At 44.3% G+C, this 23,965-nt stretch carries 21 protein-coding genes and 1 pseudogene; 19 read left to right on the top strand and 3 right to left on the bottom strand.

The window, feature by feature from the left end; translation table 11 throughout:
• The first annotated feature begins 196 nt into the window (after positions 1–196).
• The 9 genes from DMI82_RS17855 to DMI82_RS17815 all read left to right on the top strand — a co-directional run bounded on the left by DMI82_RS17855 (position 197) and on the right by DMI82_RS17815 (position 9,845).
• A complete protein-coding gene (locus DMI82_RS17855) occupies positions 197–733 on the top strand; it encodes a DUF4368 domain-containing protein (RefSeq protein ID WP_242981870.1) in 537 nt (178 codons plus the stop codon).
• Position 734: 1 nt separating this feature from the next.
• Positions 735–2,426, top strand: coding sequence for a recombinase family protein (locus tag DMI82_RS17850; RefSeq protein WP_110104121.1), 1,692 nt, complete (start codon positions 735–737; stop codon positions 2,424–2,426).
• The gene (locus DMI82_RS17845) at positions 2,423–4,000 is read left to right on the top strand and encodes a recombinase family protein (RefSeq protein WP_110104120.1); all 1,578 of its coding nucleotides are present in this window, start codon (positions 2,423–2,425) and stop codon (positions 3,998–4,000) included. The genes DMI82_RS17850 and DMI82_RS17845 overlap by 4 nt, the downstream gene beginning before the upstream one ends.
• A gap of 112 nt (positions 4,001–4,112) precedes the next feature.
• Complete coding sequence (locus tag DMI82_RS20740; protein WP_207724838.1) at positions 4,113–4,322, top strand: tyrosine-type recombinase/integrase; 210 nt, start codon at positions 4,113–4,115, stop codon at positions 4,320–4,322.
• A gap of 289 nt (positions 4,323–4,611) precedes the next feature.
• Complete coding sequence (locus tag DMI82_RS17835; protein WP_110104118.1) at positions 4,612–5,973, top strand: radical SAM protein; 1,362 nt, start codon at positions 4,612–4,614, stop codon at positions 5,971–5,973.
• 91 nt (positions 5,974–6,064) lie between these two features.
• Positions 6,065–6,721 (top strand): TVP38/TMEM64 family protein, encoded by a 657-nt coding sequence (locus DMI82_RS17830; protein ID WP_110104117.1) that lies wholly within the window; start codon positions 6,065–6,067, stop codon positions 6,719–6,721.
• A gap of 78 nt (positions 6,722–6,799) precedes the next feature.
• On the top strand, positions 6,800–8,086 hold the full coding sequence (locus tag DMI82_RS17825) for a chloride channel protein (protein ID WP_110104116.1): 1,287 nt from the start codon (positions 6,800–6,802) through the stop codon (positions 8,084–8,086).
• A gap of 147 nt (positions 8,087–8,233) precedes the next feature.
• The gene (locus tag DMI82_RS17820) at positions 8,234–8,437 is read left to right on the top strand and encodes a hypothetical protein (RefSeq protein WP_015525195.1); all 204 of its coding nucleotides are present in this window, start codon (positions 8,234–8,236) and stop codon (positions 8,435–8,437) included.
• Positions 8,438–8,606: 169 nt separating this feature from the next.
• Positions 8,607–9,845 carry an AGE family epimerase/isomerase gene (locus tag DMI82_RS17815; protein ID WP_110104115.1) on the top strand — a complete coding sequence of 413 codons (1,239 nt, stop codon included), beginning with the start codon at positions 8,607–8,609 and terminating at the stop codon, positions 9,843–9,845.
• Between the two features lie 178 nt (positions 9,846–10,023).
• Here DMI82_RS17815 and DMI82_RS17810 read toward each other — a convergent pair whose 3' ends face one another.
• The gene (locus tag DMI82_RS17810) at positions 10,024–11,775 is read right to left on the bottom strand and encodes an Rqc2 family fibronectin-binding protein (protein ID WP_110104114.1); all 1,752 of its coding nucleotides are present in this window, start codon (positions 11,773–11,775) and stop codon (positions 10,024–10,026) included.
• 149 nt (positions 11,776–11,924) lie between these two features.
• Between DMI82_RS17810 and DMI82_RS17805 the strand changes: the two genes are divergently transcribed.
• From DMI82_RS17805 to DMI82_RS17770, 8 genes and pseudogenes are all read left to right on the top strand, one after another.
• A complete protein-coding gene (locus DMI82_RS17805; protein ID WP_015525190.1) occupies positions 11,925–12,803 on the top strand; it encodes a YicC/YloC family endoribonuclease in 879 nt (292 codons plus the stop codon).
• 45 nt (positions 12,804–12,848) lie between these two features.
• Entirely contained in the window at positions 12,849–13,121 is a 273-nt protein-coding gene (locus DMI82_RS17800; protein ID WP_110104113.1) for a DUF370 domain-containing protein, read from the top strand.
• Positions 13,114–13,734 (top strand): guanylate kinase, encoded by a 621-nt coding sequence (gmk, locus tag DMI82_RS17795; protein WP_110104112.1) that lies wholly within the window; start codon positions 13,114–13,116, stop codon positions 13,732–13,734. Before DMI82_RS17800 ends, gmk begins: the two co-directional genes overlap by 8 nt.
• Before the next feature lie 53 nt (positions 13,735–13,787).
• A pseudogene (rpoZ, locus tag DMI82_RS17790) lies at positions 13,788–14,042 on the top strand (DNA-directed RNA polymerase subunit omega); the annotation flags it as partial.
• 100 nt (positions 14,043–14,142) lie between these two features.
• On the top strand, positions 14,143–15,480 hold the full coding sequence (gene rimO, locus DMI82_RS17785) for a 30S ribosomal protein S12 methylthiotransferase RimO (protein ID WP_021978070.1): 1,338 nt from the start codon (positions 14,143–14,145) through the stop codon (positions 15,478–15,480).
• Positions 15,464–16,003 (top strand): CDP-diacylglycerol--glycerol-3-phosphate 3-phosphatidyltransferase, encoded by a 540-nt coding sequence (gene pgsA / locus DMI82_RS17780; RefSeq protein ID WP_015525184.1) that lies wholly within the window; start codon positions 15,464–15,466, stop codon positions 16,001–16,003. Before rimO ends, pgsA begins: the two co-directional genes overlap by 17 nt.
• 31 nt (positions 16,004–16,034) lie before the next feature.
• Positions 16,035–17,291 (top strand): competence/damage-inducible protein A, encoded by a 1,257-nt coding sequence (locus DMI82_RS17775; protein ID WP_110104111.1) that lies wholly within the window; start codon positions 16,035–16,037, stop codon positions 17,289–17,291.
• 294 nt (positions 17,292–17,585) lie between these two features.
• Positions 17,586–19,028 carry a DUF6935 domain-containing protein gene (locus DMI82_RS17770; RefSeq protein WP_110104110.1) on the top strand — a complete coding sequence of 481 codons (1,443 nt, stop codon included), beginning with the start codon at positions 17,586–17,588 and terminating at the stop codon, positions 19,026–19,028.
• Between the two features lie 96 nt (positions 19,029–19,124).
• Here the strand turns inward: DMI82_RS17770 and DMI82_RS17765 are convergent, their stop codons facing one another.
• Together DMI82_RS17765 and DMI82_RS17760 are read right to left on the bottom strand one after the other, a co-directional pair.
• Positions 19,125–19,955 carry a Cof-type HAD-IIB family hydrolase gene (locus DMI82_RS17765; protein ID WP_110104109.1) on the bottom strand — a complete coding sequence of 277 codons (831 nt, stop codon included), beginning with the start codon at positions 19,953–19,955 and terminating at the stop codon, positions 19,125–19,127.
• 87 nt (positions 19,956–20,042) lie between these two features.
• Entirely contained in the window at positions 20,043–21,626 is a 1,584-nt protein-coding gene (locus tag DMI82_RS17760) for a glucose-6-phosphate isomerase (RefSeq protein ID WP_044962188.1), read from the bottom strand.
• A 314-nt stretch (positions 21,627–21,940) separates the two neighbouring features.
• Here DMI82_RS17760 and DMI82_RS17755 point away from each other — a divergent pair, with 314 nt between their 5' ends.
• Together DMI82_RS17755 and DMI82_RS17750 are read left to right on the top strand one after the other, a co-directional pair.
• Positions 21,941–23,257 (top strand): Na+/H+ antiporter NhaC family protein, encoded by a 1,317-nt coding sequence (locus tag DMI82_RS17755; protein ID WP_330409312.1) that lies wholly within the window; start codon positions 21,941–21,943, stop codon positions 23,255–23,257.
• Entirely contained in the window at positions 23,254–23,955 is a 702-nt protein-coding gene (locus tag DMI82_RS17750) for a DNA alkylation repair protein (protein ID WP_110104107.1), read from the top strand. The genes DMI82_RS17755 and DMI82_RS17750 overlap by 4 nt, the downstream gene beginning before the upstream one ends.
• Positions 23,956–23,965 lie beyond the last annotated feature (10 nt).

Genomic DNA, 23,965 nt, shown 5'->3' with positions numbered 1-23,965 from the left:
GGAGAGGGAATATATGCAGCGTACTACACGTCAAACCGCCTGAATAAAGGCGAAAGCAGGAGTAAATCTGTACTCCTGCCGATACATATCTATTTTTATCCCTATCTGGTTTAACTCATGTTCCACAAATAAAGAAACAAAACGTTGTTCCAGTCATAGAATACCGGAAAAGGATCTGGAAGATGCCGTACTGGTGATGCTAAAACAGCATATCCAGAATATCCTGCACCTGAAAAGAGTCCTGGAATTTATTGGTACTGTGCCATTTCAGGAGATCAATATGAAGAAGCTGCAGGACAGGCTGGAGAAGAAAAAGCAGGAGACAGAACGCTGTAAGGAGTTACGGATGATGCTTTATTCGGATATGAAAGAGGGCATTGTATCAAAAGAAGACTATGTAGAGCTTCATGCAGCCTATGGAAAGAGGCTTAGAAATGCGGAAGAGAGTATCCGTGTGATCCAGAAAGAAATGGATAGTGAGTTAGAAAAAGCAGACAATGCCAATACCTGGCTGGATTATTTTGTGAAATATCAGGATATTGAAGAACTGTCCCGCACTGTGGTGGTAGAACTGATCAGGCAAATCAGAATATATGATAAAAAGGATATAGAAATCACTTTTGATTTTGATGATTGTTATCAGACATTGCTGAATCAATTACCCGCTATGGGAGTTGATACGGTAATAGATAATGATAATAATCTGCAGATCAAGGTAAAGGAGGTTGTATAAAATGGCACGAAAGAGCAGGAAAAACATTCCGGAAGTAGTCAGCAGTGCAACCGTCCAGACAGAGGTGAGCAGACCGTTCCGGGCAGGATTGTATGCCAGAATTTCAATGGAAACAGAAGAAACATTAGAAAGAGGAACGATAGAAACTCAAGTGGAATTGATGAAAAACTTTGTAGCAGATACAGAAGATATTTCGGTTGCGGAAGTCTATAAGGACTCAGACTATTCAGGTACAAATTTTGACCGTCCTGGATTCGTACAGATGATGGAAGATATCAAGCATGGAAAAATCAATTGTGTTATTGTAAAAGATTTGTCCAGACTTGGAAGAAATTATGTCGAAACCAGCAATTATATTGAACGAGTATTCCCGTTTTTCCATGTAAGATTCCTGGCTGTGACAGATGATTTCGATTCCTTCAGAGAGGGTGTAGATCTTACAGTTCCACTTAAGAATATTATCAATGAATTCTATTCGAAAGACCTTGCCAAGAAGAGCAGCAGCGCAAAAAAAGCACTTTGGAAAGAGGGAAAATTTACAAGTGCCTGGGAATCGTATGGTTACAGAAAGTCAGAAGAAGACAATCATCAGTTGATTGTTGATGAAGAAGCAGCAGATCATCTGAAAAGTATATTTTCTATGTATATGGATGGCAGGAACTATAGTGATATTGCAAGACAGCTCAATAAAGATGGAGTTTTATCGCCGACTTTACAGAGAAAATTCTATAAAACTGGTGAAAAGCCGCTTCCGGAGTCAAAACCCTGGAATAATTATGAAGTGAAACGAGTTCTTCAGGATGTTCATTGCACAGGTGATTCTGTATTTGGAAAATATCAGCAAAGTGTTTTCCAGGGAAATAAACAGAGAAATCGACCAGAGAGTGAATGGGTGCATGTGGAGAACACGCATGAAGGGATTATAGATAGAGAGTTGTTTCAACAGGTACAATCTAAAATCCAGGAATATACGGAAGCTTATAAGAAGAAACATCAGCAGAACAATGGGGCTATTCGAAACCATAATTTCTATACAGGAAAGATATGGTGCGGAGGCTGTGGCAACCGCATGACGTTGTCCAGAGAAAGAAATGGCACATTCTTTTATATCTGCGGAGCCAATACTAACCATAAATCCGGAGGAAAGCAATGCAAAGGGCACAGAGTCAGAAAAGAATATGTGGATGACGATGTTCTTCGCCTGATCCAAACGCATATGAAAACCGTATTGGATACAGAAAAAATGATTCAGGAAATGAATGCAGCTTCCAAAAACCAGACACAGTACCTGCTTTTGGATAAAGAAGTGGGGAAACTTCGACGGGAACTAAGCCGAATCAGTAAGCGTAAATCGGATTTATATGAAGATTACTCGGAACGTTTGATTACGGAAGAAGAGTACATACAGTTTTCTCGGATCTATTCCAATGAAATTGAGAATATCAAGAGCCGTCTGGACACAGTATTAGCGGCACAGGTTCGTTATTCCCAGGATTACCACATCGAAGAAGGCTGGGGAAATGTGATACATACTTATATGTCAAAGCGTAAGCTGACAAAAGAAATGGCAGATGCCTTTGTGGATTCAATTATCATCCATGGTAAGTATGATTATGAGATCAAGCTGGTATATGACGATCAGTTTGCAGATTTACAGAAATTAAAGAAAGAGAAGGAGGCGCAGTCAAGATGACAGATCTTAGAAAAACAGCTGTTTACATCCGTTTGTCCGCAGAGGATGACAATGTAGATGGCAGAGCCAAAAAAGAGAGCGACAGTGTAACTTCTCAGAGAATTCTGTTAAAATCATTTGTGATTGATCAGTTGGGTGTTGTTGAGGCAGATATCCCGGAATATGTGGATGACGGTGTCAGCGGTACTCACTTTAAACGGCAGGGATTTCAACAGCTGCAGGATGACATGAAAAGCGGAGAAATCGGCTGTGTAGTTGTAAAAGACTTTTCCAGATTCGGAAGAGACTATCTGGAAGTTGGATTTTATATTGAATATATTTTCCCGCTTCTACAGATTCGATTTATTTCGATTAATGACAGCTATGACAGTGCAGCAAGCAACGGAATGACTGGTGGAATGAATGTAGCATTGCAGAATCTGGTATACAATATGTATAGCCTGGATTTGTCAAAGAAAATTTCATCAGCAATGCAGACGAGAACAAAAAACGGCACACGTCTTCCGGTAAATGCCAGATATGGCTATAAAAAAGGAAAAGATGGAAGGCTGGAAGTTGATCCGGAGGCTGCAAAAGTCGTGAAAATGATTTTTCAGATGGCAGCGGAAGGAACAAGTTTTGCAGATATTACAAGGGGATTGAACAGACAGGCGATTGCCACTTGTGATGAGCAGAAATTATCAAGAGGGGATCAGGTGCAGTTCCAGAGGTTTGATACAATCAAAAAGAAACACTGGAGTGCTACGACAGTAGCGGCAATTGTCCGGGATGAGATTTATATTGGAACCAGAATCTGGGGCAAAACACGTTGCAGTATGCATACTGCCCATAAAGCAGTTCTGAATGATGAAACAGAATGGGTTCGCCTGGAAAATCATCATACAGCAATTATAGACAGGGCATTGTTTGAAAAAGCAAATGAAATGCATCCGAAAAAACGGAGAATTGTTGCAGAATCACGCACCAATTTTACTCTGGAAAGACGTAAAAAACAGCCGGCATTGCTGATATGTGCCAACTGTGGGCATTCTCTGTTAAAAGAAACAGAGCATCTGCTGAAATGCTCTGATGCCAGAACCAATGGAGATCCTGTGTGCCGAAGTCTGGTGATCCGACGGGAACCGCTGGAGGAGAATATCCTTGAACTTGTCCATCAGTATGCAGCGTCATTGTTGGAAAAAGAAAAGAAAACATCTTCCAAAAGTCAATGCGAATATAAAGAGATCAATACTGCAGAATTGCAAAAACAGAGCCGACAATTGACTTCAGAAAAGATGAAGCTCTATGATGATTACAAAGATGGTCGTATGGATCGTGATTTGTATAAGCAGAGAGCTGAAAAGATAAGTGGACAGCTGGATGAAATCAAACGAAAAATAGAAGATGCGGAGAATAGCAAAAAGCTTCTTGAACAAAATGAACTTCCTGATAAAATAAAACTAAAAGATTTCTTGGGAATTCAGAAGTTCGATACAGAGAAGCTGCGTGAGATTATCAAGGTGATCCGTGTTCATAGTCAGGATGAAATTGAAATCGAATGGAATTTTGACGATATTTTTTCAGAACAGAGATAACTTGAGCAGGACGAGAATGACTTATCAAAAGATAATAGAGGTGCTGGGACTACCTGATGGGAGCGTCAGATAGTCTTCGGCAGAAAAAAATAAAATTTTTTTTGTCCTATACTTGACACATCCACACACATTAAGACATACTTTTGCGACAAGATGCTTTGATGAAGGTATCAATCCTAAAATTGTACAAGCATATTTAGGACATAAGAGCGTAAATACTACACTTGATATCTATACGGATATCAATGAATCTCAAAAAACTCACAATATATTAATGCTTGAAGATGCGATGAACGAAACTATAAGAAGGCGAGCTGAATAGCCTGGGTAAAATGGTGTAAAAATGGTGTCAACTCACAAATATTGACCTAAAAACCCTTTATTTATAGGGATTATTAAAAAATATTTAGGCATTTTAACAGATTTGCCTAGTTTTCGGTCATACCAATTATATTGCCTATTGTTATTCAAATGGAAAAAACGTACAGTAACACCATGAGTCAGGCAAAGATAGTAAGAAAGCTTTGGTACTCGAAATGCAGTGTGACGGAATGAAGATGTCCGTTTAGCTAGATTGCATATTTACATTGAGAGAAATAAGGAGAGATAGTATGAGCGCAATGAACACACTTAAGAAATTCGGACTTGAACAGGCATTCAATTATGTTTATAAAGATCCGGATAAGAATTTTATCAAGATCATGGACTGGGCAGATAAATTTTCCGGTGGTGGATTTCCTACACAGAGAGCAATGATCCGCGAAGTCATTTCCAATCCGGAACATCCGTATTATCCGTTTATTCATAGATTGGTAACTGATATTGATCCGCATGTTATGAAAACTCTGGTTGCAAACTTCTTTATCAATGCAAATCTTGCAGGCTGGAAGAAACAGGATGAATGCCGTGAGAAATATGGCTGTAATATCCCGTGGGCAATCCTTCTTGACCCAACAAGTGCATGTAACCTGCACTGTACAGGATGCTGGGCAGCAGAGTATGGAAACAAGCTGAACCTCACCTACGATGAGATCGATGACATCATCCGCCAGGGTAAGGAGCTTGGCGTTTATATGTATATTTACACAGGCGGAGAGCCACTTGTAAGAAAAAAGGATCTGATCCGTCTTTGCGAGAAACATAATGACTGTATCTTCCTTTCCTTCACAAATGCAACACTGATCGATGAGGATTTTGCAAATGATATGCTTCGGGTAGGAAACTTTGTTCCTGCAATTTCACTGGAAGGATTTGAGACTGCAACAGATGGCAGAAGAGGAAATGGTGTATACCAGAAGGTTATCAAGGCCATCAATCTTCTCAGAGAGAAGAAGCTTGTATTTGGTATCTCTGCATGTTATACGAGTGCAAATTTCGAGTCTATCACATCAGAGGCATTTTACGACAGCCTGATCGATCTTGGAGCGTACTTTATCTGGTATTTCCATTATATGCCGGTTGGAAATGATGCAGCACCGGAGCTGCTTCCTACTCCTGCACAGAGAAGAGAAACCTATGAGCGTATCCGTAAATACCGTGCAACAAAGCCGTTGTTTGCCATGGATTTCCAGAATGATGCAGAGTTTGTGGGAGGATGTATTGCAGGCGGCCGTCGCTATCTGCATATCAATGCAAACGGCGATATCGATCCATGTGTGTTTATCCATTATTCTGATTCCAATATCCGCGAGAAAACACTTCTGGAAGCACTGCAGTCTCCGATGATGATGGCATATCATGACGGACAGCCGTTTAATGACAATATGTACCGTCCATGCCCGATGCTTGAAAATCCGCAGAAGCTGAGAGAAATGGTAGAAAAATCCGGAGCACATTCCACAGATCTTCAGTCACCGGAGAGTGCAGAGCATCTCTGTGCGAAATGTGACCGGTATGCTGAAAACTGGAAGCCGGTAGCAGAGGAAATGTGGAAGGAAGACCAGGAGAGAAAGGCAGCGAAGAAAGGCTGCTGATCCTGAAACTTAAAAAAGCAGAACTTATGAAAGAGCACGGTACCGGAAACAGGTGCCGGTGCTCTTTTTTTGAAAACGGAGGGATCAGACCATGAAAAAAATGATTGATAACATCAGAAAATATCTGCCGGCGGTGCTCCTTCTTGTGCTTCTCCTTTTCTGTATCCGTTATAGAGAGGATCTGTCTGTGGAAAAGATTCTGCGCTATACGCCGAAGGAACCTGTTAAGGCTGCATTGCTTATGCTTGTGTTTTATGCCGTGAAAAGTGTTTCCTTTGTATTCCCCATTGCGATCCTGCAGCTTGCTGTAGGGCATCTGTTTTCTACAGGAACAGCACTTCTGGTGAACTTTCTGGGAAGAGCAGTCACATTGGCACTTCCATATTGGATGGGACGCTTCTCAGGTGCATCCATGGTGGAAAGTCTTACAGCTAAATATCCGAAACTGAAAACAGTAGTAGATTACCAGAACGGAAATTGCCTGTATATTTCATTTTTTATGCGGACATTGAACTTTTTACCGGGAGATGCTGTGAGTCTGTTTCTCGGAGCTGAAAAGATTCCATTTGGAACCTATATGGCAGGTGGCGTGCTTGGAACGCTGCCGGGAGTTATTCTCGCTACAATATTTGGAGCAAATATCAAAAATCCGAAGTCTCCGGCATTCTGGCTCTCCGCAGTGCTTCTTGTGATGATCAGTGTATTCTCGATCCTGATACACAGGCATATTTCACGGAAGAAAAAATAACAGGGCTTTCTCTTCCTGCTTTTACTGAGAGGAAAAATGTAGTATAATGCAGACAGTAAAGAAAAGAAGGGAAGGAACATGGGGATCGATCATAACAAAAGATTAAAGGAACATTTATATTATTACAGTGCAAGAATCAGCCGGGATATCTCAAATCTGATCAAGTGGCTGGTTTTTGCTGTCATTACAGGATGTATCGTAGGTGCTGCCAGCACACTGTTTTCTTTTACGTTGAAGGCAGTGACCAGTTATCGGAAGGCGCATGAATGGATTTTTCTTTTGCTGCCATTATCCGGACTTGTCATTGTATTTTTGTATGAGAAGCTTGGAAAAGAGGATGGAGGGACCAATCAGGTTCTTTCTACCGTGCGTTCCAGAGATGATGTGCCAATCCTTTCTGCGCCTCTGATCTTTATCACAACGGCGCTGACTCATCTTGCCGGTGGTTCTGCGGGACGTGAGGGAGCAGCGATCCAGCTTGGAGGAAGTATTGCCAACCAGCTTGGAAGATGGATCCATCTGGACGAGGAGGACCGTCATGTAATTGTCATGTGCGGCATGAGCGCGGCGTTTTCCGCATTGTTTGGAACACCGATGGCAGCGGCAGTTTTTGCGCTGGAAGTGGTCAGTGTGGGCGTGATGTATTATGCAGCACTGATGCCGTGTATGATCGCGTCATTGATTGCTTCCGGATTTGCAGCCGGAATGGGAGTCACACCGGAAAGTTTTCATGTGACGGATATTCCGGCACTGACTGTGGAAACTGGCCTGAAAATGGGAGTGATCGCTCTGGGCTGTGCAGTTGTCAGCATTATGTTCTGTATTGCGCTGAATGGTGCAGCAGGACTTTATGGCAGATGGTTTAAGAATAAATATGTCAGGGTTGCAGTGGGCGCCTGCCTGGTCATTGTTGTCACCTTTATTCTGAGAACAGATGAATATATGGGCGCTGGTGCGGAGCTTATTGAAAAAGCGGTGGAAAACGGACAGGCGGATACTTTCGCCTTTTTCTGGAAAATGGTGCTTACAGCACTGACTATGCGCGCAGGATTCCGCGGGGGAGAGATCGTACCTTCTTTCTGCATTGGAGCTACCTTTGGCTGTGTGATGGGTAATCTTATGGGAATTTCTCCGTCGATCTGTGCAGCCTGCGGAATGGCAGCAGTTTTCTGCGGTGTGACCAACTGTCCGATCACTTCGATCCTGATCGCTTTTGAAATGTTTGGATTTAAGGGAGTATCCTTCTATCTGATCGCAGTATCTATCAGCTATGCAGCATCGGGATATTATGGCCTTTACAAGGATCAGACCATTGTGTACTCCAAATATAAAGCAAAATATGTGAACCGACATACCAAATTCTGATATAGAACGAAATGTGAAGGGGTGTGTATACTGGCATAATATCTTATGGAATACCGCATGGACATGGCTGGAAAATATCTGGACATCTGCGGAAATCTGATGTAATATATTAAACGTTAGTATTTACAGAAAGGCAGATTTTAAGGTATGGAAGAGAAGATTCTTGATTTTATCATGGAGTATGCACAGGAGAATGAGGGAGTCCCGTTTCAGGTGATCGAGGAGAATTTTAATATCGTTATGGATGATAAGCTGAAAGATATCATCAGTGATGCGATCTGGGACAGAGACAATGTTTCCGATGTGATCATGGAAAGTGAGCGTTATGTGATCACCTGTTTTGAAGATTAATACAGGGATATCTGTGACCGTTACGGTAATGGAATTAAGAAATCTGATATGAGGAGAATGCATATAGGGCATTCTCCTTTTTTCGTCAATCTGTCAAAAGAATCCAAAGGAATTGAAGTCCCCAAAAAAGAATGGTATCCTAAAGAAAAAAGTAGATGGGGTGGTTGAAATGAACAGCAAATATGAGATCAGCACAAAAGAAAACCGGGAATTCCTGAAAGCATCCTGTGAGGAGCTTTTGAATTTCGGACATCGGTTTCCTTCACCGAATGGAGGTTCCTATTATCTGGGGGACGACGGAACACCATGGAAGGACAGAAATCGGGAAACCTGGATCACCTGTCGTATGGCTCATGTATACAGTCTGGGTCTGATGCTTGGCCATGAGGGAAGCGGAGAGCTTGCGGATGCGGCATTGAAAGGTCTGAAGGGAGAGCTTCACGATGAAAAAAACGGTGGCTGGTATGCAGGTGTAACACCGGAAGGAGATATTGTGCCCAATAAACAGTGTTATGCCCATGCATTTGTGATCCTGGCTGCATCTTCCGCACTGACAGCCGGAAGGCCCGGGGCGAAAGAGCTCCTTGAAGAGGCATTGGCTGTTTATGACCGACATTTCTGGAATGAAGAAGAAGGGCTGGCCTGTGACACCTGGAATACAGAATTTACTGTGCTGGATGATTATCGGGGATTAAATGCCAATATGCATACGGTAGAGGCTTTTCTGGCAGCAGGAGATGTCACCGGGGATAAAAAATATCACATTCGTGCAGGCAGGATCATTGATCATGTGATCCAGTGGGCAGAAGATAATAACTGGAGGATCCCGGAACATTTTACGAAGGAATGGGTGGCAGATCTTGACTGCAACCGTGACCGTCCGGATGATCCGTTCAAGCCATACGGCGCAACACCGGGACATGGAATCGAATGGGCAAGGCTGATCACACAGTGGACGCTTGCAAACTGTGGAGAAGAGAAAGAAAAACTGGAAAAACATCTTCAGGCAGCAGAAAACCTTTACACAACAGCAATAAAAGATGGCTGGAACGCAGATGGTGCACCGGGAATTGTATACACGACAGATTGGAATGGCAAACCGGTGGTACATGACCGTATGCACTGGACTCTTGCGGAAGCGATCAATACCTCTGCAGTTCTTTATCAGGTGACCGGTAAGAAGAAATATGCGAAAGATTATGCTGCGTTTATGAAGTACCTGGATGAAGTGGTCATGGATCACGAAAACGGCTCCTGGTTTCATCAGCTGGATGAGCAGAATCATCTGAAAGGAACCGTATGGCCCGGAAAATCCGATCTGTACCATGCACTGCAGTCTACACTGATCCCATATCATAAAGCAGATACGTCTATTGCACCGGCAGTGAAGAAAAAACTGGAGATCTGAACAAAATCGTTTTGCGATTTTTGTTCGTGAGCATGTAACGAAGCGGAGTGCGAATGTTCAATAAAAAAAACCTTCCTGTGTTTACAGAAAAATTTCTCAGGACAGATACTTGCAGAGATACAGGTATCCGGTCTTGAAGAAATAAGAAAACACAGGAAGGTTTTTTGTTGAATAGTTATTACTCCGTAACCTCTTTCAGATCCAAAATATCCGGAGAAGCCATGAGAGAATAATTGGTGTAATAAACAACGAAACCGGGTTTCGCACCGGCAGGTTTTTTCACATGCTTTTTCTGGATATAATCGATCTCTACCTTGGGAGCAGAGTGTCCTTTGGAGTACCAGGCTGCCAGGCGGCCTGCTTCTTCGAAGGTACGGTCCGGAAGTTCACCGTCTTTGGTGCGGACGATCACATGGGAACCAGCCATTTTCTTTGCATGGAACCACCAGTCATTTCCGGTTGCGAACTTGAAAGTCAGCTCATCATTCTGGAAATTGTTTTTTCCCACATAGATATCAAAACCGTCACTGGATATGTAGTGGAGCGGTTTGGATTTCGGCTGGGCTTTCTGGCCTTTTTTGTTTGTGTAGTGACGTTTGATATAGCCGTACTCAGTGAGCTCTTCCTTGATCTGGGAAAGGTCACTTTCAGATCTGGCGATATCCAGAGCATTGGAGATAGATTCCAGATGAGAGATCTCACTTTCCGTATCTGTGATCTGTTCTGTGACGGCTTCCTCTGTACGCTTCAGCTTTCCGTATTTATCAAAATATTTCTTGGAATTCTGTGCCGGAGTCAGTGTCGGGTCAAGAGGGATAGTGATCTCCTCGTTGGTGTAATAGTTCAGTGCCTTAAAGGATCTGCAGCCTTCCTCAAGCCCGTATCCGTAAGTGTTGATCAGTTCACCGTAGACCTTGAATTTATCTTTTTTTGCAGTATCATTCAGCTGCTTTTTCTGGATGTTGTATTTTTTTCGGTTACGTTCCAGAGCGGTTTGTACTACACGGCGAAGATCGGAGGATTTCTGGTGGATACGTGTCAGCAGACTTTTGGTAGCATAATAGGTCTCCAGCATAACAGAGACACTGTCAAAGATTTCGCTGCGGTATTCACTGCCAAACTGCTGATAAGGAAAGACACCGTATTCCACAGGTTCCTCTCCGCGGTAGACAATATTTGGGGTGAACTCTCTGTTCCGGATCTGTTCCATAAGGCGGAGAAAGGTATGATAAAGATGGGTGCAGGCTGCCTCATCCAGGGACTGCGATGCATCGCTCCCGTCAATGGATGCACGGTAGCAGATCTCCTCAGCCATTACCGGGCTCATACCTGTGAGTGAAGTGTAAAGCGCCTTGGAAATATTCACAGGCTTTTTACAGATGTGCTGTGTGAACTCCTCCTCGGAAACAGTCAGCGGATTTTCTTTATCCCTGGTATTGGGAATGAAATATTCTCTTCCGGGAAGAACCTCACGGACAGAGCTCATATGAGAAGAGACATGTTTGATGCTGTCCAGGATCATTCCCTTTTCGTCACAGAAGATGATGTTGCTGTGCTTGCCCATCAGTTCCATGATCAGACGCTTTCTGCAGGGATCCCCCAGCTCATTAAGATGCTCCAGCTCAAATTCCACCACACGCTCCATTCCAGGCTGTTTCACATCAAGGATACGGGCGCTTCCGATGTGCTTTCTGAGAAGCATGCAGAAGTTCGGTGCAGTTAAAGGACTGATACGGTTCTTATCTGTAAAATAGATCAGAGGAAGGGATGCGCTTGCACTTAAGAGAAGACGTTTCTGTCCATTTGCGCCCTTTCCTGTGATCAAAAGTTCATCGTTTTCCGGCTGGGCGATCTTGTTGATACGTCCGCCTTTTAAATTATCATCGATCTCTGCCACGAGAGCAGAAACTGTAATTCCGTCAAATGCCATGATTTTACCTCCATTTCAACATCAATCATTATAACAGTAAAAAAAGAGTTTGACTAGGGTTTTGGAATGAACTATAATAAATCCGTATGCAATCAGTTACTGTATTTATCAGCAGCTGATAAACTTAAGAGGCAGTATTGGAGGATAACATGATAAAAAGTATGACCGGCTTTGGCAGGGCAGAAGCAGTTTCCAGAGAGCGTAAGGTTTCTGTTGAACTGAAATCCGTCAATCACAGATATCTGGATCTGAACATCAAAATGCCGAAAAGACTTAGCTATTTTGAGGGAGAGATCCGAAATGTGATGAAGACTTATATCCGCCGCGGCAAAGTCGATGTGTTCATCACCTATGAAGACTATACAATGGGCGGAATGGCTCTGAAATACAATGCAGAGCTGGCAAAGGAATATCTGGGTTATCTGAACCAGATGAGTGAGGAACTGGGGATCGAGAATGATATCCGTGTTTCCACACTTTCCAGATATCCGGATGTGTTTACGATGGAAGAGCAGGCTCCGGATGAGGAAGAGCTCTGGAATTTTCTGGAGGGTCCGCTTCATGAGGCCTGCCGGAAATTTGTGGAGACCCGCCAGCGTGAGGGTGCTAATCTGAAACAGGATCTTCTTGGGAAGCTGGACGGACTGGAAGCAAAGGTCGATGTAGTGGAAAAACGTTCTCCGGAAGTAGTGAAGGCTTATCGGGAGAAACTGGAAGCCAAGATGCACGAGCTACTTGAAGATAACCAGATCGATGATTCCAGGATCGCCGCAGAGGTGATACTTTTTTCAGATAAGATCTGCAATGATGAGGAGACGGTACGTCTTCGAAGCCACATCCACGGAATGAGAAAGATCTTGGATGAGAACGAGGGCGTGGGGCGTAAGATGGATTTCATGGCACAGGAGATGAACCGTGAGGCGAACACTATCCTGTCTAAATCTAATGATCTTATTGTATCCAACGCGGCCATCGATCTGAAGACAGAGATCGAGAAGATCCGTGAGCAGATCCAGAATATCGAGTAACCGGACAGGAAACAGGCTGTACACAGACAGAAAGGGAGAGCGTAAATGGCGAAACTTATTAATGTAGGCTTTGGAAATGTTGTCAATTCACGCAAGATCGTGGCTGTGGTAAGTCCGGATGCCGCTCCTGTAAAGCGCATGATACAGAGTGTCAAGGGGACACGAACTCTGATCGATGCCACACAGGGAAGAAAAACAAAAGCAGTGATCGTTACTTCCGATGATTATCTTGTCCTTTCCGCTCTGCAGCCGGAAACCATTGCCAGGAGATTTTCGGAAGCGTATGGAGAGGAAACGAAGGAGGAAGGAAATGAGTAAGGGAATTTTAGTTGTTGTTTCGGGCTTTTCCGGTTCCGGAAAAGGTACTGCCATGAAACGGCTGATGGAAAAATATGACAATTATGCATTATCTGTTTCTGTTACTACCAGAAATCCAAGACCAGGCGAGAAGGACGGAGAGGCTTATTTCTTCCGCACAAAAGAAGAATTTGAACAGCTGATCCGGGAAGACGGACTGATCGAGTATGCACAGTATGTGGAGAATTATTATGGCACACCCCGCAAATATGTAGAGGAGCAGCTTTCCGCAGGGAAAGATGTGATCCTTGAGATCGAGATCCAGGGTGCCATGAAGATCCGTGAGAAGTTTCCGGATACACTGCTGGTATTTGTATGTCCGCCGTCTATGGAGGAGCTTAAGAACCGTCTGGTAGGTCGCGGAACAGAGACTCTGGATGTGATCAACGGGCGTCTCAGAAGAGCGGTTGAAGAATCCAGAGGAATGGATAAATATGATTATCTCCTGATCAATGATGATCTGGAGGAATGTGTTGATACACTTCATGAGACCATCCGGTGTGAGCGCATGCGTACATCCAGGAATCATGATTTTGTATCCAGGATCCAGAAAGAAGCGGAAGCTTTTTTATAAATACCAATTAACAAGTTAAATACGGCCCTGCCGTTACAGAAGGGAGAAAAGATATGATACATCCATCTTATTCAGAATTAATTGAGGCTATCAACACAAACAACGAGGACGACGATGAGGCTCTCGTGCTGAACAGCCGTTATTCTCTTGTACTTGCAGCAAGCAAACGTGCCCGCCAGCTGATCGCAGGAGCAGAGCCGCTTGTACCGGGTGCAGCAGGAAAGAAACCGCTTTCCGTTGCCATTGATGAGCTTTACAAGGGCAAAGTAAAGATCCTTCCCGGACAGGAGGAAGAGGAAGAGCTGGAGGCTCTTGAAGCTGAGAAGGAGGCTCTTGAGGCAGCAGAGGGCGAGACCGCAGAAGGCACTGAGACTGCAGAAGCAGCTCAGACAGAAGCGGAGTAGTTTTATGAAAATATTATTCATCTCTCTTGGCTGTGACAAGAACCTGGCGGATTCTGAGGAAATGCTGGGACTTCTTACAGCCGGAGGTCATGAGATCACAGACGATGAAACACAGGCAGATGCAATCGTGATCAATACCTGCTGTTTTATCAAGGATGCCAAGGAAGAGAGTGTGGAAACCATTCTTGAAATGGCAGAGTACAAAAAAACAGGAAGCTGCCATGCACTGATCGTTACCGGCTGTATGGCACAGCGATACCAGAAAGAGATCATTGAGGAGGTTCCGGAGGTCGATGCTGTTCTTGGAACCACATCCTACGGCGACATCGTAAAGGCTCTGGAGGAAGCAGTAGCCGGAAATCATTTCGAAGAATTCCGTGATATTGATTATCTGCCGGATACAGGAAGCAAACGTGTCCTTACAACAGGTGGACATTTCGGCTACCTGAAGATCGCGGAAGGCTGCGACAAGCACTGTACCTACTGCATCATCCCGAAGCTCAGAGGTAAATTTCGAAGCGTTCCTATGGAGCGCCTCATCGCCCAGGCAGAGGATATGGCTGAACAGGGAGTGAAAGAGCTGATCCTGGTAGCACAGGAGACCACCGTTTACGGAAAGGATCTTTACGGCAAAAAATCTCTTCACATTCTTTTAAAGAAGCTCTGTGAGATCAGAGGTATCCGTTGGATCCGCATCCTTTACTGTTATCCGGAGGAGATTTACGATGAACTGATCGAAACTATTCGTGATGAGAAGAAGATCTGTCATTATCTGGATATTCCGATCCAGCACGCATCGGACCGAATTCTTAAAAGAATGGGCCGCCGTACTTCCAAACAGGAACTGATCGATATTGTCGGAAAGCTCCGTAAGGAGATTCCGGATATCGTACTGCGTACAACTCTGATCACCGGATTTCCGGGTGAGACGGAGGAAGACCATGAAGAACTGAAGGAGTTCGTAGATGAGATGGAATTTGACCGTCTCGGTGTCTTCACTTACTCTCCGGAGGAGAATACCCCGGCAGCAGAGATGGCAGACCAGGTTCCGGAAGAAGTGAAGGAAGAACGCAGAGACGAGCTGATGGAGCTTCAGCAGGAGATTTCTTATGACAGAGGCCAGGACCGTATCGGACAGGAACTTCTTGTTATGATCGAAGGAAAAGTTGCAGATGAAAGTGCCTATATCGGACGTACCTACGGGGATGCACCGAAGGTTGACGGATACATTTTCGTTCAGACAGGCGAACTGCTTATGACAGGTGATTTTGCAAAGGTACGTGTGACAGGTGCGCTTGAGTATGATTTGATAGGAGTGCTGAGCGATGAATACACCGAATAAACTTACAGTTGCAAGAATGATACTTGTACCATTTCTTGTAGTTTTCTTACTGACAGGCTGGGGAGGAGAAGCAAACCGCTGGATCTGTCTTGCGATTTTTGTCGCAGCAAGTGTGACAGACTGGTTTGACGGTCATCTTGCCAGAAAATATAATCTGATAACCAATTTTGGAAAATTTATGGATCCGCTGGCAGACAAGCTTCTGGTATGCTCTGCCATGATCTGCATGATCGAGGTTGACAAGCTTCCGGCATGGGTTGTGATCATTATCATCGGACGGGAATTTATCATTAGCGGTTTCCGTCTGATCGCAGCGGAGAACGGAATTGTCATTGCCGCAAACTACTGGGGAAAATTCAAAACCGTTTCCCAGATGATCATGATCATACTTCTGATGCTGGATTTCGGAGGTGTTTTTGCAGTGCTGACACAGATATTTATCTGGCTGTCCGTTGCACTGACCATTATTTCCCTGCTGACTTATATCATGCAGAACAGAAAGGTCCTTTCCATGCAGGAGTAGGGATCAGAGTATACGAAAGGAGTTTCTTTTCATGATCACAGAACTGATATCCGTAGGAACCGAGATCCTTCTAGGAAATATCGTAAATACCAACAGCGCCTATCTTTCTGAAAAATGCGCCCTGCTTGGGTTAAGTGTTTACTATCAGGATGTAGTAGGTGATAATGAAGGCCGTATGCGTGACGTGATCCGTACTGCACTGGATCGTTCCGATGTTGTGATCCTCACCGGAGGTCTTGGACCAACAGAGGATGATATCACCAAGGAAGTAACTGCGGATCTGATGGGAATGTCTCTTAAGGAAGATTCCCACTCAAGGAAACTGATCGATAAATATCTGAAGGAATATGAGAAAAACAATCCTCAGAGACGTATCACGAAGAACAACTATAAACAGGCCATGGTTCCTGAGGGAGCCATTGTTCTTGACAATCATAACGGAACTGCTCCGGGACTGATCCTTGAGAAAAAAGGAAAAACCGCGATCCTTCTTCCTGGACCTCCCAATGAGCTGAAGCCCATGTTCGAGGAGTACGTTGTCCCATATCTGCAGAAAAACCAGCCGGAGATCATTGTGTCCCAGATGGTAAAGATCAGCGGGATCGGTGAGAGTCAGGTAGCAGAGGAAATCCAGGATCTGATCGAAAGCCAGACCAATCCTACCATTGCACCTTATGCAAAAACCGGTGAAGTGCATCTTCGTGTGACAGCAAGCGCAGAGAATGAAAAGGCCTGCAGAAAGCTGATCAAACCGGTTGTCAAGGAGCTAAAGAAGCGTTTTGGAGAGAATGTTTTCGCTACAGATGAGAGCAAGACACTGGAGGAAGCAGTGATCGATCTTCTGAAAGAGAAAGATCTGAAGCTTTCCCTGGCGGAATCGCTTACCGGCGGTATGATCGCCCAGCGCATTGTCAATGTATCCGGTGCGTCTGAGGTGTTTGGCTATGGCTTTGTGACTTACAGTAACAAGGCCAAGCATAAATGTCTGGGAGTGAAGAAGCGTACTCTGAAGGAGCAGGGGGCAGTTTCCGCCAAATGTGCCAGAGAAATGGCAAAGGGCGCCTGCAAAGCATCCGGAGCAGACATCAGTATTTCCGTGACGGGTCTGGCAGGACCGGGAGGCGGAACAAAGGAAACTCCGGTTGGTACTGTATTTATGGGCTGCTGCTATAAGGGCAAGGCTATTGCCAAAGAGTTCCACTTTACAGGAAATCGCATGCGGATCCGCGAGCAGACTACAGCGCATGCACTGGCGATGTTACGTGACTGTATCATTATGAGCAGATAGCGAATGTCTTGATCTGCCTGCTATTACGGATCAACCATGATATTTTTTATATAACAGGACTGATTTTTAAACAGATGAAACTTTCGATTTCAAGTATCTGTATCAAAAATCAGTCCTGTTTTATTTTTGTTTCCTGACAATAAGCCCCGGTATGGGCGATGAAAGAATATAAACGATCATATTTACAAGGATACTATCATAAGTGCTAGTGTTTTTATAAGGGATTTCCTCTAAAATGTGATTAAAGCAATATATGACGTAAATATACGTTTTACCGGAAAGGGGGAAATCAGAATGAAAAAGAGAAAAAATCTATTGTGTTTTGTGCTGCTGATCAGCCTTATTTTTACGATGGCATTTGGAAGTGTGACGGTCAGCGCCGCACCAAAACTGAACAGAACAAAAGTAACTCTTTTAAAAGGTGAGAAGACAACACTTAAGGTTACCGGAACCAGGCAGAAGGTTGCCTGGAGATCTTCCAAAAAGAGTGTTGCGACCGTAAACAGCAAAGGTCAGGTGGTTGCCAAAAATAAAGGTTCCGCAACGATCTATGCAAAGGTAAGCAAAAAAACGTATAAATGTGTTGTAAAGGTAGAAACACCGAAGCTCAGCAGGACATCGCTGACATTAACAGAAAAGAAATCCAGTGCCATTAAATTGACAGGAACAACTGTGAAGGTGAAATATTCTTCTTCCAATCCGAAGATCGCACGTGTGGATTCCAAAGGAAAGATCACCGCAGTGAAAAAAGGAACAGCAGTGATCACAGCGAAGGCAAATACGAAGAAATTCAACTGTAAGGTTACAGTAAAAGCAGCGCAGAAACCGAAGCCGACACCTACACCGGTGCCGAAACCATCTTTAAGTGACACCACCTTAAATATGAATAAAGGTGATGTGAGACAGCTTCAGGTAAAGAATTATAAAGAGATTCTTGTATGGACCAGTGATGATACATCTGTTGCAACTGTAGACAGTAAAGGTAAGGTAACGGCAGTGAATGTGGGAACAACAAAGATCCAGGTCCGGGATAAGAGTACCTGGCGAGGCAGCTGTACTGTCCACGTGACACAGACAGTAAAGAAACAGGTGGAGCCGGTTCTTACAAAAGGAACTAAATCTGCAAAAAAAGAGATCACCAATGATAAAGGACAGAAGGAAGTTATTAATGTAACGATAAATACCTATACTTACACCTTTACCACGATCCCGACCAATGCAGAGGAGCTGAAACAGTATGATATCACAACGGCAGACGGACGCTATAAGACCATGGCTCTGCTGATTCTTGCATATCGTACCTGGACACCGACCAATCCGACGGACTGCGAGGAGATGATTTCTTATCTCAATAATAAAGAGATGACTCAGTATTACAAAAACTTTTTGAGGGATCGTATGAAAGCGGATAACGGATATAAATATCTTGGCAATTCTTACCTGAACGGAGCAACTCCAGCCAACAATTATACTCCGTCTAAACCGATTTCCATTACGTTAAGACAGGACACACTTCCGGGTAAGGGAAATTCCATCAGTGAAGATATCCCGTATTTTGAACCGACCCAGACCACTCCTGCGATCTACAGATCATTTACTGATTTTGCAGGTAGCGACAGTTCCAGATGGATCTGTACATATAAGCACTCCAAAACCGGAAAATGGTATATCTGGGATCAGTCCTGGCATGATCTTCTTACCAGGATCAAACAGCCGGCAGGAAACTATGAATATTGATCGAATGTGAATGTACCGCTATTCAATCCCATTCTAAAAAAGGAACCGACAGCGTAAAAACTGTCGGTTCCTTTTTGGCATACATAATAGAATATCTCATCGGTGCAGCGCAAACTTTTCAATGGCGCGTGCTACACCGTCTTCGTCATTGGAAGCAGTAATATAATCGGCTGCTTCTTTTACCTGGGGCTGTGCATTGGCCATGGCTACGCCAAAACCGACTTCCCGGAGAAGATGGACATCGTTGTCACCGTCTCCGCATGCCATAATGGATTCCCTTGGGATTCCCAGCATTTTGCCAAGAGCAACAAGAGCGGTTCCTTTGTTGACACCGGCGGCGTTGATCTCAATATTGTAGCTTAAGGAGCCTACAAGCTCCAGCTCCTTAAGTTCACTTAATTCCTTCCAGGCGGAGGCACGTTCCTCCATGTCTGCAAAAAGCGCCTGGACTTTATCCATGCTTCTGTTTTCTTTTGTAATGACATCCTGGATGTCCGGAACCGCGATACGGGTAGTACGGACATAATTCCACATATTAGGGTCGTGATGGTATTTTCCTACATTATCAAGCTTGGCAGCGTCTGCATATCCCTGGCCGTCAAAATAGATCTCACTTAAAGTATCATATTTTTCAAAGATACGGAGAGCTTTTTTTGCACTTTCCATGGGAAGAAGCTGCTCGATAAGAAGTTTATTATGGTCTGTATCAAGGACTCTGGATCCGTTGGAGGTGAGAGCATAGTGAATTCCCGGAAAATTTCTCAGTTCCGCGGGAATGCCGGTATATGGCCGGCCGGTAGCCATCAGAACAAGGATACCTGCATCAATAGCTTCCCTGAGAACGCGCCTGGTATTTTCTGTGAGTTCTTTTTTTGTATTCAGAAGAGTTCCGTCCAGATCAAGACCGATCATTTTTATCTGCTGCATATTTAAGCTTTCCTTTCCCGGTTAAGGTCACATATACAGAAAAACCGTCCCGAAAAAACATTTTCCGGGACGGTACCTATCTGTTTATCAGATATCAAGAAGATCACTGTAAACTTTCAGTGCTCCGTCTGTATCATGAGCGAGAACACGTTTTGCAAGAACCTTACCAAGCTGTACACCCTCCTGGTCAAAGCTGTTCAGGTTCCATACAAAGCCCTGGAACATGATCTTGTTCTCAAAGTGTGCAAGAAGCGCACCCAGAGACTTCGGTGTAAGTTCCTCACCAACAATGATACTGGAAGGACGTCCGCCCTTGAAGTTTTTGTTCAGGTTCTCATCTTCTTTTCCACATGCAAAAGCAACGATCTGTGCTGCAACGTTTGCACAGAGCTTCTGCTGGCTTGTGCTGTTCTCGATATCAACATCAACACCAAGCTGGCTCTTCTTAAAGCCGATGAACTGAAGCGGAACAATATTGGTTCCCTGATGCAGAAGCTGGTAGAAGGAGTGCTGTCCGTTGGTTCCTGGCTCACCAAAGATCACCGGTCCGGTCACATAATCCACCGGCTCACCAAAGCGGTTTACAGATTTACCGTTAGACTCCATATCACACTGCTGAAGATGAGCAGGGAAGCGGCTTAATGCCTGTGAGTATGGTAAAACTGCAGTAGAAGGATAACCCTGTACATTTCTCTCATAAACGCCGATCAGGGCATCCAGCATATCCGGGTTCTCAAGAATGTTCTTATTTGTTGCAAGCTTATCCTCCTCGGCAGCTCCGTCAAGGATGTCTGCGAATACTTCCGGTCCGAATGCAAGGGAAAGGATCGCTCCGCCTACGCCGGAAACGGAAGAGTAACGTCCGCCGATATAGTCGTCCATGAAAATAGCGGTAAGGTACTCATCACTCTTTGCAAGAGGAGAGGTCTCACTGGTTACAGCAAGCATATGTCTGGACGGGTTCAGGCCCGCTTTTGTAAGGGCGTCTTTTACGAATGCCTCATTTGTCAGAGTTTCAAGTGTTGTACCGGATTTGGATACAACGATGAAAAGAGAGTGAGCAAGATCTACAGATGCAAGAACAGCAGCTGCATCATCCGGGTCAACGTTGCTGATGAATTTTGCTTCCATCTTGAAGGTGTTGTTTGCCTTTGCCCAGTTCTCAAGTGCGATATATAATGCACGCGGTCCCAGGTCACTTCCGCCGATACCGATCTGTACAACCGTAGTGAATTTCTCACCGGCTTCATTTGTGATCTCGCCTGCATGTACTTTGTTTGCAAAATCTGCAGCTTTCTTCTGCTGAGCTACATAGAATTCTCGCTTGTCCACACCGTCAACAACAACAGGCTCGCCAAGCTGTGTACGTGCAAGATGATGAAGGACCATACGTTTCTCGCCTGTGTTGATCACTGCGCCGTTATATAATTCCTGGAATTTTTCGATCAGTTCTGCCTCATCAGCCAGTTTGGAAAGTGCGTCAAGAACGGTCTCGTCCACTTCCTTAGCTGCGTAATTGTAAGCCAGACCTGCTGCCATCGGTACGCTGTACTTCTTTACACGTTCTGCACCCTGCTCGCCGGACATTGCTTCTGCAATGTTCACGTGATCTTTCAGACTGTTAAGTTTGCTGTAAGAAGCAAGAGTGTCCAGATTTTTCCATGTTGCCATAATCATATTCCTCCTTTAATGACTGTGATCAGAGATATCAACATAAATCCTTCGGATATCTTTTTCACAATTGTCTACAGCCAATTATACTGAAAAAAGCTTTGGATTTCAACGGAAGGAACGATTTAATTGGTGAAAATCTTGTTAAATAAGGTAAAAAATATCAGAGATAACAGGATCGTGACGGAAATATGAAGAAGTTTCCGTCAGCAACAGGACAGGAATGGGGAAATATGATATGATAGAAAACAGATCACCCGGAGAAAAAAACCGGGAATATAATAAGTGATGAAGGGAATTGTTTTATGGAGGAAATGAAGAAAAAAGGAAATGTGATCGCACTGCTGCCTATCGGTGTTTTTCTGGTCCTGTATCTGGGACTGGGGATTTTGTTTGAGTATGTGATGAAGATCCCTATGGGATTTTATAATGTACCGATCGTTGTGGCTTTTCTGTCTGCGATCCTGGTGGCATGTGTTCAGAACAGAACGATCAGCTTTGACAGAAAGCTGGAGCTTATGGCAAAAGGAGTAGGAGATAAAAATATCATCACCATGCTTCTGATTTTTCTGACCGCAGGCTCTTTTGTGGGTGTTGTGGGGCGCAGCAGTGCAGAAAGTGTGGCCTACTGTATGCTTTCTCTGATACCGGCACGTTTTTCTGTTGCGGTATTGTTTGTAGTTGCCTGCTTCGTATCTGTGGCTATGGGAACTTCCGTTGGGACGATCACGCTTCTTACCCCTATTGCGGTAGCGGTTTCCAAAGCTTCCGGTTTTGATATGGCATTTTGTGTGGCATCGGTGATGGGAGGAGCCATGTTTGGTGACAACCTTTCTTTTATTTCTGATACCACGATCGCAGCCTGCAACGGTCAGGGCTGTCAGATGAAAGATAAATTCCGGGAAAATTTCTGGATCGCATTTCCGGCAGCTGTTGTTACACTGATCCTGATCCTTATCCTGTCTTTTCAGACAGAGATCCAGGGAAGAGTGGTACAGGATTATCATCTTATACAGATCTTTCCATATATTCTGGTGCTGATTGGCGGGATTATCGGCATCAATGTATTTGTGGTACTTCTGATCGGAATTGTCTCCGGAGCATTTATTATGCTTCTTGGAGGACATATCACGCCAGTGGAGCTTCTGACCAATATCGGATCCGGTGTTTCTGGAATGTTCGAGACCTGTATGGTGGCTATCCTTGTAGCAGCCATGTGTGCGCTGATCCGGGAGCATGGAGGCTTTGAAGCACTGCTTTCTGGAATACAGAGAGTTTTTAAAGGGAAAAAAGGCGGACTTCTTGGTATGGGACTTCTGGTTGGAACTATGGATATCGCAACAGCCAATAATACGGTGGCCATTGTTATGGCCAACCCCATTGCAAAGGAAATGGCGCTGGAATATAAGATCACTTCCAGAAAGACAGCTTCTATCCTGGATACATTTTCCTGTATTTTCCAGGGGGTGATCCCATATGGAGCCCAGATGCTGGTTGCCATTTCTGCGGCAAAGGAACTGGGATTTGAGCTTTCTGCTTTTCAGATCATGCCGAAACTGTTTTACCCCATGCTTCTGCTGGTGAGTTCTCTGATCGCGATCTTTGGTATAAAAGGCGGGGATGATAAATGAATCAGGAAGAGATGATCCGGGATGTCCGGAAAAGACTGTTTGAAATGCAGGATACAGGATATCGGGATTTTCATGCAAGGCTGGTTCCGACTGTGGAGAAAGAAAAGATCATCGGTATCCGGACACCGATACTCCGGAAATTTGCAAAAGAATTTGGAAAAACAGAAAGATCCGAAATGTTCCTGAAGGTTCTTCCTCATCAGTATTATGAGGAAAATAATCTCCATGGCCTGCTGATCGAGCAGATCAGAGATTATGATAAATGTCTGAAAGAACTGGAGCGTTTTCTTCCGTATATTGATAACTGGGCGACCTGTGATCTGCTGACGCTCCATATGATGAAAAAACACCGTGATATATTTATCCGGGAGGTTTATCGCTGGATGGAATCGGATCAGCCCTATACTATCCGGTTCGGGATCAGTATGCTGATGCGCCATTATCTGGACGAAGGATTTAAACCGGAATATCCGGAGAAAGTGGCAGCGATCCGCTCGGAAGAATATTATGTAAATATGATGCGAGCCTGGTATTTTGCTACAGCACTGGCAAAACAGTATGAGAAGATCCTTCCATTCCTGGAAGAGCAGAGAATGGATATCTGGACTCATAACAAGACGATCCAGAAATCCATTGAAAGCTACCGGATCACACAGGAGCAGAAGGATCATCTCAGGACACTGCGGATAAAGAAATAAACAGCAGGTA

This window comes from Blautia sp. BCRC 81119, assembly GCF_003184505.1.
Taxonomy (GTDB): domain Bacteria; phylum Bacillota; class Clostridia; order Lachnospirales; family Lachnospiraceae; genus Blautia_A; species Blautia_A fusiformis.
This window is presented reverse-complemented; position numbering and strand designations above follow the sequence as displayed.